Source organism: Pseudomonas sp. DW-iso3, from assembly GCF_058725305.1.
The window spans coordinates 102,916-115,581 of the sequence record NZ_JBZXDZ010000002.1; the positions used below are offsets into that span (position 1 = coordinate 102,916).

Below are 12,666 nucleotides of genomic sequence, written 5' to 3' on the forward strand. Positions count from 1 at the left end.
TGAGGGCGTCTTCGCCCTCACGCTCGGTTGTCACTGACGGGGCCGTGGGGCCTGCACGATCTTCAGGAATATCTGGTCCACCGGCGGGGTGATCAGTACGTAGAGAACCCGACTGAGCGGCACGGCGGACGGTTCCGGCTGCTGGCGCAAATGGGCCTGCACGTGTTCCTTGAGCAAATCCTTCTGTGTGTATTTACGCTGTTCCGCCAACTTCAGGTGCGCCCGCGTGTAGTGCGCGGGCGGGGCGTCGGCGCTGGCGTAGTGAAAGTGCGCATACCACAACACCACCGGAGGTTTTTTTGCCTTGTCATACACGGCGTATTCGGTGAAGAAGTCGCCGCTGAGGGTCGGACGTTGCAGGTCGGCCACGCTGGTCAGGTTGATGTCGATCTGGTTGTGTTCCCATAGATAATTGAGGCTCTCCTGTGTTGGCCATTGGCGCTTATACGCATTACTGCATAAACGCTCTGCCTGCCGGGTCATGTCCCGCGCTTCGTCCCTGTATTCATCGATCAGGCGCTGTACCGCCGGTTTTTGCTCAAGGTGTTCGCGTAGCAATTCATCGGCCAATGCGGTGAGTTTTGCAGCTTGCCCGGTGAGCAGTTCATTCCAGTTGCCGGGGTCAACGTGTTGGCGGGTGAGGGCGGAATCGAGTTTTTTCTGCTCGGCTTCTATCAGTTGACCAATGCCTTTGCGTTCGTTGACCAACGCCAGGGCCAAGCCTTTGATTGTCGCCAGCGATCGACCCGTGGGCGCGGGCTCTGCCGAGGCTGCGGGCGTGTCGGAGGTGGCCTCCCAACCGTCTTCATGCCGGTTGAAGGTGGCAATGGTTTCGCCGGTCGGCGTATCGACGATGGTGAACTGCTCTTCAAGCTGTTGCGCATTGGTCTGCTTGAGGTCCCCAACCAGGTATTTCTTCTTGCGCGTTTTGAATACCCGTTTGGAGGCCGGCTTGGGGCGCAGCGTCTTGGACAAGGGTAATTCGACGTCCAGCGCTTCCTGCTTGCTCACCACGCCTTCCAATTCGGTTTGCGCCAGGGCCTGGGCATATTCAAGGCCTGTCAGCAAGCGCTCGGCCTCCGGGCGCAGGCAGCGTGGATTGATGATCTTGAGCGCACGAATGCCCTCCTCATAACGGCGGTACTCGTTGAGGACGGTTTCATACACGTGCCGCTGATCGGCAAGCGGGTACTCGGCGCCACTGCGCACATCGATGTGAGACTGCAGCGTTTCAAACAAGTCGGTTTGTTCGAGGCGATCGAGGTAAAACCGTTCCAGGGGCACCACCGACGTATGGGTCTTATCAAGGCTGGCGGCGGTGAGATAACTCAGCGTATTGAGCTTCAGGTTGTCGGCAAAAAAGTTCTGCGGGAGCTGGATCCGAGACAGCTTTTCCTGGCATATGGCGCGTCCCGCCACCGAGTCTTGCGCCAGCTGTTCGAGGGTCTGCTCCATGGCCGTGGAGACCTCGGCCATGTGCTGGCGGATGTTTGCCGATTCAACGGTGTTGCTGATGTATTCCTCATAGACCGTGAAATCTTCCAACAGATTATCGATAAACATCCTGCGTGCCATGTGCTCCATGGGCTCACCCGCCCTGGAAAAACGCATGGCGTTCAACCGGTCCAACAGCAGCGTGTGGATGGCCAACTGTTGATCCCAAATGGTTCCCAGGATTCTGGCCCGCTCCTGTACATGCGTACCGGCGCCCCCGACCCGTTCGAGTTCTTTGCCCACTTTGACCATTTCCAGGCGTGGGGACAGTGACTGGGCAAACTGATCTTCCAGGTTTTGCAACAGGATCTTAAACTCGGTGCGCCGCGCCTGGTGTTCCAGGATTTCCCGCTGATGGCGTTCCGCAAGCGCCGGTTTTTGTTGGGAAGTGGCTTTTTGCAGAAGATCCCACACCAATCGCACGGTTTTGCGTTGGTTCTTCAAGGCTGTGAGGGCGCTCAGCATTTGATCCATTGTTGCCAGGAACGGCGGCATCAAGACGTTGATTTCTGAATTGAGTGCTTCCCCGCGCGCGATGAGTTCGGCTTTTCTACGTTGGTTTTCCTCACGCAAACTCGCCATCCGCTTGGGACCACCGCCTAGCAGTTTAAGGCCACGGTCCAATGTCCAATGCCCCTTGCCGTCGGTCTTCAGCTTGATGCCTGGGTGGTCGGGTTTCTGTGGGTGAATGATGAAGACATCGCCAAACCCCGGTGTAATGCTGACCCTGAACAACAGGCCGCCGACCGAGGCATGCCATAGGCCGTCGATCCTGTACAACCCTTGGTGAGGGCCGATGCTGATCGGGTTCGGCGGCGGCGTAGGCCAGGCAATGTTGACCGCGCGCAGCGTGTTCAACAGCTTGCTCGCGGCCGCATCACCGGCCACCGATTGGTCAAAGTCCAGCAGCGTACGGCCTCCACCGGGCGGTTCGGAAGGCACGCCAATCTTGCCGTGTTCAATCAGGACCGTTCGCGCCAGCGGTGAGCCAGTCGGCGTGCGTCTGAAAGGCTGGCGCGTCATGACCTGTGTATCCGGCGCCGCGGTGTCGGGTGCCACAGTCACCGAGCCATGGTGCAACAGCAGCATGGCGATGTTCTGCAGCAGGTCAACCCAAGCCAACTCCCTTGCCGTCGGGTCATGGCTCTCCAGGGCCGGCACGTCCTGCGTGAGGCTTTGTACCAGTTGCATCAGCCAGCCGACGGCCGCCAGCGGCCCGCGTACGGCCATCAACAGCGTGTTGAACCCCAGTTGCATGCCTTCGATTATCAGTGCCCAGCGACTTTCCCTGTTGGACGTCGAGGCGCGTTCGGCCTGGTCCAGCAACTGCCGGGTTTCACTGCCGAACAGGTACTCCATCAGGCGCCCATTGTTCAGCGCCTGGAGGATTTCATCGCTGCTCTCGTCACCAGCGCCAGCCAATTGGGCAGGCTCGGGAACGCTGGGCAACGGGGCGAATTCCGAGCCCATGCCGACTCTGACAATGTGAGGCTGTGTGAATCCGCCGTTGCTATAGATGGCTCTTGCGGTCTCCGGCAGCCAAGTCAAGACGCTGTCCTGCAGCGCGCCCGGCACTGCGATGGCTGCCAGCAGGCTGTCGCGATCGGCAAACTCCAGCAGTGCGTCGCGATAGGCGGGCCGATACAGCACGTGCGGCCCTCGCTGTGTATCGCGGGGTTCGATGATGAACATATTCTGTACGACGTCGGCCGTGGCGCCGGGCTTGCGCAGGAAGGCCAAGGCGCGGATGACAATGGCGTCATCGTCGACCTGCTGCGCCAATGGCTCAGGGTCGAGCACGGCATTCACACAACGAACACCGCGATGGGTCAGGCCCGCCTGTCCTTTGATCTTGTGTTCCAGCGCCTGGTTTTTCAGATGAACCGGGCGCTGCTGTTCGAACAGGCGTTGGCGTTTTCGCGCGACGTCGGTATCGCTCATCAGCGCCTGGCGTAGGTAACGAGGGTAGTTTTGGCCGATGTCGACACGCTGCACCAATTGGCGGATGTAATCGTCGGTCAACCAGGCTTCGAGTTCACGACCCGCGCGATGGCGCAGTGTCATACGGCCTTTGGGCGCACCCGACAGGTTTTGCAGGGCCAGATCGACCAGGCTTATGCAGACCGGTTCGACGTAGCCACCGGCCAGTGTGCCGACCGGGACGTGGAAGGTCAGTTCCAGGTCATCTGCGTTGTACCCGGCTGCCCGCGCAGCGTCATCGCAATGACGTCGGCCGCCGAGCGCCTGCACGCGGTCCAGGCACAGTTGGTGATTCAAGTGCTCGGTGGCATAACTGCGCAGCGTTTCCACGCCAGCGAAGTCTGAGTCACCCAGGGTCAGTCGGCGTATACCGGCTTGCTCCAGCAGGCACTGATGATAGGCCAGACGGTCGGCGGTGCTGGCGCGCTGCAGCCAGACAGGCAAGCCTGCCTGGATCGAGGCCAAGGTGGTCCGTGGGGTGCTGGATGAGGCGCTGAACACGAGCGCCGGGTCGGTGGCCGTGGCAAACACGTCCTCCAGGGCTTGCACGCTGGATGTGCCGGGCAATTCAATCGCGGCCAGGTTATCCAATTGCTGGTTGATGATCAGTGCGGCTTGCACCTCGAAAATATTGCCGTCAGGTTCGTACTGCTGCCAGGTGATCCTGTCGGCGCCGTAACGTTGTTGCATGCGTGCACCCCATGCCTGGCCGAAGGCATCGAGGTCGGCGTATGCCTCGATTTCTCCCGATACGCGACACAGCAACACCTGCGCCTGGCAGACCACCAGGAGGTCGATGGCTTGCAGGGTGAGGCGGCTGCGGGCCTGGTCCAGGTGCGTTTCCAGGGTATAGGCGTGTACCGCGCCCTCACGCCCTGGCCGGCGTGCACGGGTGGCGCGGTCGGGGTAGCGGGCCAGCGTGGCCAGGGTTTTCAATGCGGGCATTGCGGCGCCGGCCTGGCTAATCGCCGAATCCAGCAGCGAGCCTTGCAGGACCTTGGCCAACCATTGCCAGCGACTGCCGCCGGCATCGCTGTCCTGGCTCCAATAGGTTGCCAGCGCGTCTTGAAAGCCGATGAACAGTAGTGTCGGCAGCTCCCGGATGACAGCTTCGATCACCGCCACGTCATAATCGCGAGCACCATTGGCTTGAAAGGTGAGGCGGGTGCCGGTGGCATCGCCTAGGTAGCAATCTAGGTTGTTGCGCGCAGACAAGTCCGGGAAACTGCCATCGGCCATGTAGCCCAGCGTCACCTCCAGCAGCGGCAATAGGGCGCGGCCACCGCCTTCCCGCGGTACGGCCAGTCGCAGTTCACCGACGGGATGCGCCAGCGGCGGGTAGTGTTCTTTCAAGTGGGTGGTCAGCATCTGCGCGGTGACTGAGCGCAACGTCGGGCGGGTGCGAAACTGGGCCTCAACCGCTTGTCGGGTCGGGTGTGCGGCAGGCAGGGTGTTGGGGTCTGTCATGGGTATTCCTTTACGCAGGATAGGACATGCCCAAGCAAGGTAATGCGCAGCGCCGCGACCCGGTGGTAGCCCGTTATGGTTTAGGCGCTGGCGGCAAACTCGCCTATGATTAGCCCTTTGAACCTGATGAAAGACTGTGATGACTGATAATTTGCCTGCCGTCCTTGAAGCTTCCGACATGCTTGAAATCGATGGGCTGCATGCCTTCGACTTCGTGCTCGATAAAGAGAAACTGCTGATCATCGCCATGGACGGCCGCGCGGAAAAACGCTGGCGCTTCAGCCTGGAGCAAGTCCAGGCTGCTACCTTCGATGACACCTTGCAAAGCTGGACCCTTACCGGTGAGTCGGGCGAGCACCGCCTGATCTGCATGAGTGCGTTCACCGGCAACAATAACAACGAGGAGCAAGCGGATGATGATGCGTAAATTCTGGCCCCTGCTGATGGCGGGCAGTGTCGGTGCGATGTCGGTGCAGGCCGCGCCGGCCGAGACTTACGAGTTGCTGGTGGGTAGCTACACCGCGGGCAGCAGCGAAGGGATCTATCGCCTGCAGTTCAATAGCCGGACCGGTCAGTTCAGTGGCAAGCCGGTACTGGCCGCGAAGGCTGCCAACCCGTCGTGGCTGACGGTCTCCAAGGACCAGAAACACCTGTTCGTGGTCAACGAAAACGGCCCCGGCCAGAACGACCCGGTTGGTCGCGTCAGCAGCTACAGCATCGATCCGCAGAATTACCAGCTCACCTTGATCAATCAGGTGCAGAGCCTGGGCAACGAGCCGACCCACTCCAGCGTCGCCGCTGACGGGCGCTATGTGTTTGTCGCCAACTATTCGGTACTCGAAGACCCGGGTGGCAGCCTGGCGGCCCTGCCGGTCGATGCGACGGGCAAGCTATCAGCTCCCGTGCAACTGAGCGGGCATCCGTCCAGCCGTGTTAATCCAGAGCGACAGGCGTCCAACCATGTGCACTCGGTAGTGTCGTCGCCAGATGGCCAATACGTGTTCGTCCAGGACCTGGGCGCAGACAAGGTGTTTGCCTACCACTACGACCCCAAGGCCAACCCTGAACAGCCCTTGGCGCCGGCCAGCCCGGCCTCGGTGCAACTGCCACCCGGCAGTGGCCCACGGCACCTGCTGTTCAGTGCAGATGGCAAGCATGCGTGGTTGACCACCGAGATGAGCGCACAGGTGGCGGTGTTTGATTACAAGGACGGCCAATTGACCCAGACCCAGCTGGTGGACTTCGCCGCCGGGCAGCCGGTGTCGGACAAGGCCGGCGCCGCGTTGCATGCGTCCAGTGATGGCAAGTTCCTCTACGTGAGCAACCGTGGTACGGCCAACCAACTGCTGGTGTTCAGCATCGACCCGGCCACCGCGCACCTCAAGGAGCTGCAACGCCGTCCCGTGGAAGGCGACCACCCGCGCGAGTTCAGCCTGGACCCGAGCGGGCGGTTTTTGTTGATCGCCAACCAGAAAAGCAATGAAATCGTGGTGGTCGAACGCGACCCCAAGACCGGCCTGCTGGGTAAAACCGTGCAGAAAATGCCGATCGATGCGCCCAGTGACCTCAAGTTCCTGGTGCGTCAATAAGCCACAGGCCCCGCGATGCGGGGCCTGAGCCTTTGTATTAATTCTATTAATAGCGGCTACTGTTTCAAAGCATTTCTAAGGCTTAGCCCTCGGGCGTAAGTTTGGTTCCAAGGCCTTCCCCGGCCACTCAATCAAACGCACACAAGGGTTACCGACATGAATTTGAATCTCTTCTCCATCATCGCCGCTTCCGCTGTTTCCGCCACTGTTGCGCTGCCAGCAGCAGCCAGCGTGGAAGTCACCGGCAAAAAATCCAGCACCAGTGCCTACACCCAGAAATACCTGCAACAAAGCGCCAACTTCTACGCCGCACTCGATCACAAAACCCAGCAATAACCTGCACACCCGCAGACGCCAAACCACTGGAACGAAGCCTGGCTCGTTCGAGTGGTTTGGCGTTTGTGCAGGCGTGGAAGAAAAATGATTGATATCACATTGCCATGTGTTTAAATTTGACGCTCAACTTTTGACGCTTTTCTTCATGGAATCGACAGCATGGCAATCCGACTCGCCGCACTCATACTGGCCCTCTATTCCGCGCCCATCCTGTCTTCCGTGCAGGGGGTAGACAGTGAGCCTGAGATTGCCCGCGAGCGCTTGTTGGATTTGGCCCAGGGCTAAACCTTCGCCATCACCGCGACAAACAGCGGCGATTGCAGAAATCGCTCCAGCCAATGCTGCAAGCGGGGGTACGGGGCACTGGCAAACCAGTCCCGATCCACATGGGCAAACTGCCGCACGAACGGCGCCAGGGCCATGTCCGCCAGGCTTGGATGATCCGCCAGCAAATAGGCGCGGCCCGCCAGTAATGCTTCAAGCTTGCGCAAAAATACTTCGCCCTCGGCCCGATAGTGTTCCATCGGCAGTTCCGGGTAGCGTTCGGCGTACTTGTATCGATCCAGGTGATACTTGAAGCCTTGGTCATTCTCGGCAACAAGCGCCAGCACCGCCGGATCACCCTGCAGTAACCAATCCTGCGGATCATGCTGCGCCAGCGCCCATTGCATGATCGCCAGGCTTTCCTCGATCACCTCGCCCGCCACACTCAACACCGGCACCGTGCCCTTGGGCGACAGCGCCAGCATCTCGGCCGGCTTGGCCTTCAGGCTGACTTCAATGATGCGCACGGGCACGCCGCTGTAGCGCAAGGCCAGCCGCGCACGCATGGCATAGGGGCAGCGCCGGAATGAATACAGCAGCGCCTCGCTCATTTGACCTCCAGGGTGCTCAAGCCATTGCCCTGGCGCTTGACCTGAATCTGCACAGGAATGCGTTCGTGCATTTCCTGTACGTGGGAGATCACCGCAACCTTACGGCCTTGAGCCTGCAAGCCATCCAGCGCATCCATCGCCAATTGCAACGATTCCGGGTCGAGGCTGCCGAAGCCCTCATCGATAAACAGTGACTCGATCTTCAACGTGCTGGAAGCCATCGACGCCAGGCCCAAGGCCAGCGCCAGGGACACCAGGAAGGTTTCGCCGCCGGACAACGAATGCACCGAGCGCAATTCATCGCCCATTTCCGTGTCCATCACCAACAGGCCAAGCATGCTGCCGCCACGCTTGAGGCGGTAACGCCGCACCAACTGACGCAGTTGCACGTTGGCGTGGTGCACCAACAGGTCGAGGTTGTAGGCCTGGGCGATCTTGCGGAAGGTGTCGCCGGTGGCCGAGCCGATCAGCGCGTTCAGGCGTGCCCAGCGTTGCCACTCGTCATAGGCTTTGGCGATGTGCTCGGCGAAGGCCTGGTTGGCCTCCTGGCGGCGCTGGTCTTCGGACTGCCGTGCGCGCAGTTCGGCGCAGATTTTCTCGCCTTCGGCCAATTGCTGGTTGAGCGTTGCCAGGGCGCTGTCCAAGGCTTGGGCCTCAAGATTGCCATTGTGCAGGGCCTGGTGGTCGGCGAGGCGCTGTTCGCGTTCTTGCAGCAGCACCTTGGCCTGTTCGACGGCTTTTTCGCTGAGCTGCAACTGTTGGCGCAATTGGCTGACCTGGGCGTCATCGTAGGCCAGCAAATGGCTAAGCCCTGCGTCATCGAGTTCCGGGTGCAGGGCACGCCATTCGCTGATGCGCGTGGCGAGGGCATGGTGTTCGGCCTGCAACGCGTGTTCGCGTTCCTGCTGGGCCTTGAGGTCGGCGGCCAGTTCGATCAGTGCATTGTGGATCTCTTGCAGCTGTTTGTTTGCGTCGGTTTCGCTTTGACGTGACTGGGTCACGGCCTGTTCCAGCTGCTGCTGCCAGTGTTCGGCGCTGGAGTGCTCGCCCAGCAGTGCGCTGAGTTTTGCCTGGGCCGTTTGCTGTTGGCTCGCCAGCTCGTTGACCTGCTGGAGCAGGGCGTCGAGTTGTTGCTGGCGATGTTGCTGGTGAGTCTGTTCCTTCTCGATCGCCTGTTGGCGATCTTGTTGCTCAGCCAGCTCATCGCGTTGATGGCCCAGCTGTTCCAGGCGCTGGTTGACCTGCTGGTCCAGCTGCATGAAGGTGGCGGCCGGCTCGGCGCGCAGACCTTCCAGGGTGTCCGCGGGCAGCAGGTTGGCGAAGGCGCTCAATTCCTGGTCGAGGCGTTCGCGGTCACCGGCCAGCTCGCGTTGCTGGTCGACCAACAATTGACGGGCCTGCTGGCTCGCGTCCTGGGCGGCTTGCAACTGCTGCTGCAGGCGCCCGGCGTTTTGTTGCAGATTAAGCAGGGCGCCTTGGCGTTGTTCGTCCTGGCTGATGCGCTGGGTCAGTTGGCCCAGTTGCTGTTCGAGCCAGGCGCTGCGTTTCGCAGTTTCCTGGTTGAGCAACGACGCGTACAGCGGGTGTGCATCCAGGCTCGGCTTGAGTGCTTGCTGTTGCGTCGCCAGGTGTTCCTGCTGTTGCAGGTATTCCTTCTGCTGGGCGATCAAACCGCCCACTTCGCCACGCAACTCGGTGAGCTTTTCCTTGAGTGTATCGACCGCTTTCTGCGCCGCGGCTTCTTCGTTTTCGTCATGACGACCGAGGCTTTGCAACAGGGCTTCGGGCTGGTGGTACGGATGTTCGTGGCTACCGCACACCGGGCAGGGCTGGTCGTCCTGCAACTGCTCGCGCAACTCTTCGACGCTGGCGCTGCGGGCCAGGCGCTGGCGTTCCAGCAGCTGTTTGGTCACGCTTAGCGTCTGTTCGGCAACGCTCAGCTCTGCCTTGGTTTGCAGGCCGGCCTGGTTCAACTGCTCGCGCTGCTGTTGGGCATCGGTGAGCTTTTGCGTCAAGGTAGCGGCTTGTTGGTCCAACTGCTGCTGGTTGTCCCACAGGCGTGTCAGATCTTCGAACGCGCGCTGCTGTTTGCGATTGTCTTGCAGCAGGCTGGCCAGCAGTTGGATCTGCTCGGCCACGGCGTGAGGCTCGGCACCGGCCTCCTGATACAGCAGGTCCAAGGCTTCGCGTTGCTGGGTGAACTGTTCGGCGGCGCTGGTCGCACGTTGCTCCAACTGCGGCAGTTCGGCTTGGCCTTTATTCAGGCGGTTGCCTATCAGCATCAACTGTTGCAAGCGGTCGCGGTAGGCGGTCCAGGCGTCGCTCAGCGGTGCCAGCGCCGCGCTGCGGTCAAGCTCGGTGCTCAGGCGTTGCAAGCGTTCGGCGACCTGGTTCTGTTTTTCCAGCAGGCCAGTGAGCTGGCGCTGGCCTTCGATGCAGGCGCTTTCGTGTTGCTGTTTGTCCTCGATGCGCTTTGCCAACTCTTTGGTCAAGTGGGCGAGGGTGCTCTGTTCTTCGAACGCCTGGCGCAGCAAAGGCACGGCATCAGCCTGGTTTTTCAGGGCTTGCGCCAATGCGGTTTGCGCGCTGGCTTGCTGTTGTTGGGCCTGTTCCTGGCGAGTATGCAGTTCGCCTTGTTGTTGGCGATGCAACTGGATCTGCGCGGCCAGCGGCGCAAGCAGGGTGCTCAGCTCTGCCTGGCGCGCAAACTGGTGACGCTGTGGCGCCAACTGATCCAGGCGGCTCAGGTCGTCACGTTGCTGGCCCTGGTTATCCCACTCGGCCTGCGCCCGCTGTAGCTGTTCGGTAGCGGCGAGTTGGCGCTCTTGCCATTCGCGCAGTTCCTTGAGCCAGGTGTGCTGCAACTCCAGCTGCTTGAGCTGGGCTTGCTGGGTCTTGAGGTGTTGTTGCGCCGCGTCGAATTGCTGATCCAGTTCGGCACGGGCTTCGGCGGCCAGCGGCACCACACCGGTCGCCTGGTCCTGTAGCTGTTTATGCGCTTCCCTGGCCTCTTTGGCCTTGTCGAACGCGCGCCGACCGAGCTGGGTGTAAAGGGCTGTGTCGGTGAGTTTTTCCAGCAGTTCGCTGCGCTCATTGTCGTTGGCCTTGAGAAAGGCGCTGAACTCACTTTGAGCGAGCAACACGGCACGGGTGAACTGTTCGAAGTTCAGGCCCAGGGCCAGTTCCAGTTGGGTCTTGTATTCGGTTTTCTGGCTGGCCAGCAGTTGGTCGCTGTCCAGGTCGATCAGGCTTTGGCGGCTGTTCTGCAATTTGCCGCTGGCTTTGTCCCGTGCGCGGTTGGCTTCCCAGCGTGCGCGGTAGCGACGGCCACTGACGCCGACGAAGTCCACCTCGGCATAACCGCCACCGGTGCCACGCCGCAGCAAGGTGCGCGGGTCACCAATGGAAATGTCGCTGTCGGCATCCGGCATCTTCGCCTGGCCGGTATCGCCCAGGCGCGGCACCGCGCCAAACAGCGCCAGGCACAAGGCATCGAGCAGGGTACTTTTACCGGCGCCGGTCGGCCCGGTAATCGCGAACAAACCGGCACTGGCCAGCGGCTCGGCGGTGAAGTCGATCTCAAACGGGCCCGCCAGGGAGGCGAGGTTTTTCAGGCGGATGGCGAGGATCTTCATGGCTGTTCGCCCTCCTGTTGCACTTCCTGGAGCAGCACGGCGAAGTCCTTCAAGGTCTGTTCATCCACGTCACTGCCATAACTGTCCTGCCAGGCGCGGCTGAACAATTCCTGGGGCGTGAGCTGGTCGAGATCGATCAGGCGGTCGTCGCCTTCGTCCTCACGGCTGCCGGTACCGGCGTATTCGGCGGCGATGCGCACCAGGCGCACGGCCTTGCCTTGCAGGGCGCTTTCGATCTGCTGACGCAGATCGGGTTGTGGTTCATCCAGGCGTACGCGAACTTCGAGCCAGGGGTGGCGCTGGGTTTCGGCAAGCAGGTCGATATCCGGCAACTCGGCCAAGGCCTTGAGGATATCGGCCAGGGGCGCGGCTTCCAGGCGTTGCAGGTCGACCGAGCGGGGGATCAGCAGCGGTTCGACACTCACCAGGCATTGGCCCTGAAACGTCACGTCGAGAATCTGGTGTTTATAGCCGATTTCGGAAAACGACAGCGGAATCGGCGAGCCGCTGTAGCGAATGCGTTCTTCGCCATTGACCTTTTGCGGCTTGTGCAAATGGCCGAGGGCAACGTAGGCGACACTTCTATCGAACAGGCTGGCCGGCAGCGCCTCGGCATTGCCGATGATCAGGCTGCGCTCGGAGTCTTCCGACACCGAACCACCGGCCATGTGCGCGTGGCTGATGGCAATCAGCGCCTGGCCTTTTTTGCGCTTGGCGTTGGCGGCGGCGATCAGCCATTCATGCACCTGGCCGATGCCGCGCAGGTAGTCGTCACCCAAGTGCGCACCGGTGACTTCCGCCGGACGCAGGAACGGCAACGCCAGGCACCAGGCGGCAATCTTGCCTTTGGCATCCGGCAGCGGAATCAGCAGGCGTTCGGCGTCGAGTTGGCCGTCATCCAGCCACAGCACGCGGCCCAGCGCATGGGTACGCAGGCGCCGCATCAACGGCGCGGGCAGCTCGATACGCGAGCCGGAATCGTGGTTGCCGGCGATCATCACGATGGTCAGCTTGGGGTTCTGTTCATGGGCGCTGATGATGAAGTCATACAGCCGCTCCTGGGCCTTGAGGGGCGGGTTGACCGTGTCGAAGATATCACCGGCGATCAGCAGCACATCCGGGAGATGGGTTTTCAGTTGGCCCAGCAGCCACTCAAGGAAACAGGCGTGTTCGAAGTCGCGTTCCTGGCCATGGAGGTTTTGGCCCAGGTGCCAGTCGGAGGTGTGAAACAGACGCAAGGCGAACTCCGTGGAGAATATGAAAAGGAAGGGAGTTTACCTGCAAAAACAC

At 61.0% G+C, this 12,666-nt stretch carries 8 protein-coding genes; 4 read left to right on the forward strand and 4 right to left on the reverse strand.

The window, feature by feature from the left end; translation table 11 throughout:
* Positions 1-30: 30 nt before the first annotated feature.
* Entirely contained in the window at positions 31-4,941 is a 4,911-nt protein-coding gene (locus AC4PS7_RS06215) for a dermonecrotic toxin domain-containing protein (RefSeq protein WP_492179228.1), read from the reverse strand.
* Between the two features lie 139 nt (positions 4,942-5,080).
* Here AC4PS7_RS06215 and AC4PS7_RS06220 point away from each other — a divergent pair, with 139 nt between their 5' ends.
* The 4 genes from AC4PS7_RS06220 (at position 5,081) to AC4PS7_RS06235 (ending at position 7,151) form a co-directional block, all read left to right on the forward strand.
* On the forward strand, positions 5,081-5,368 hold the full coding sequence (locus AC4PS7_RS06220) for a DUF5629 family protein (protein ID WP_198580914.1): 288 nt from the start codon (positions 5,081-5,083) through the stop codon (positions 5,366-5,368).
* Positions 5,355-6,530 (forward strand): lactonase family protein, encoded by a 1,176-nt coding sequence (locus AC4PS7_RS06225; protein ID WP_010210026.1) that lies wholly within the window; start codon positions 5,355-5,357, stop codon positions 6,528-6,530. Before AC4PS7_RS06220 ends, AC4PS7_RS06225 begins: the two co-directional genes overlap by 14 nt.
* 156 nt (positions 6,531-6,686) lie before the next feature.
* The gene (locus AC4PS7_RS06230) at positions 6,687-6,866 is read left to right on the forward strand and encodes a hypothetical protein (protein ID WP_010210027.1); all 180 of its coding nucleotides are present in this window, start codon (positions 6,687-6,689) and stop codon (positions 6,864-6,866) included.
* Between the two features lie 159 nt (positions 6,867-7,025).
* Positions 7,026-7,151, forward strand: coding sequence for a hypothetical protein (locus AC4PS7_RS06235; protein ID WP_021491563.1), 126 nt, complete (start codon positions 7,026-7,028; stop codon positions 7,149-7,151).
* Here AC4PS7_RS06235 and AC4PS7_RS06240 read toward each other — a convergent pair.
* Genes AC4PS7_RS06240 through AC4PS7_RS06250 form a run of 3 tightly spaced genes read right to left on the reverse strand, consistent with a single transcriptional unit; the run spans position 7,148 to position 12,614 of the window.
* On the reverse strand, positions 7,148-7,741 hold the full coding sequence (locus tag AC4PS7_RS06240; RefSeq protein WP_010210029.1) for a glutathione S-transferase: 594 nt from the start codon (positions 7,739-7,741) through the stop codon (positions 7,148-7,150). The two genes, AC4PS7_RS06235 and AC4PS7_RS06240, sit on opposite strands and share 4 nt — an antisense overlap.
* Positions 7,738-11,376 carry an AAA family ATPase gene (locus AC4PS7_RS06245; RefSeq protein ID WP_137206036.1) on the reverse strand — a complete coding sequence of 1,213 codons (3,639 nt, stop codon included), beginning with the start codon at positions 11,374-11,376 and terminating at the stop codon, positions 7,738-7,740. Before AC4PS7_RS06245 ends, AC4PS7_RS06240 begins: the two co-directional genes overlap by 4 nt.
* Positions 11,373-12,614: an exonuclease SbcCD subunit D C-terminal domain-containing protein gene (locus tag AC4PS7_RS06250; protein ID WP_038453299.1), complete on the reverse strand. Its 1,242-nt coding sequence runs from the start codon at positions 12,612-12,614 to the stop codon at positions 11,373-11,375. Before AC4PS7_RS06250 ends, AC4PS7_RS06245 begins: the two co-directional genes overlap by 4 nt.
* Positions 12,615-12,666 lie beyond the last annotated feature (52 nt).

Excerpts from the sequence above, each read along its gene's own strand:
- AC4PS7_RS06245 (WP_137206036.1), bottom strand. The coding sequence starts at position 11,376 with ATGAAGATCCTCGCCATCCGCCTGAAAAACCTCGCCTCCCTGGCGGGC.
- AC4PS7_RS06220 (WP_198580914.1), top strand. The coding sequence starts at position 5,081 with ATGACTGATAATTTGCCTGCCGTCCTTGAAGCTTCCGACATGCTTGAA.
- AC4PS7_RS06215 (WP_492179228.1), bottom strand. The coding sequence starts at position 4,941 with ATGACAGACCCCAACACCCTGCCTGCCGCACACCCGACCCGACAAGCG.
- AC4PS7_RS06235 (WP_021491563.1), top strand. The coding sequence starts at position 7,026 with ATGGCAATCCGACTCGCCGCACTCATACTGGCCCTCTATTCCGCGCCC.
- AC4PS7_RS06240 (WP_010210029.1), bottom strand. The coding sequence starts at position 7,741 with ATGAGCGAGGCGCTGCTGTATTCATTCCGGCGCTGCCCCTATGCCATG.
- AC4PS7_RS06225 (WP_010210026.1), top strand. The coding sequence starts at position 5,355 with ATGATGATGCGTAAATTCTGGCCCCTGCTGATGGCGGGCAGTGTCGGT.
- AC4PS7_RS06230 (WP_010210027.1), top strand. The coding sequence starts at position 6,687 with ATGAATTTGAATCTCTTCTCCATCATCGCCGCTTCCGCTGTTTCCGCC.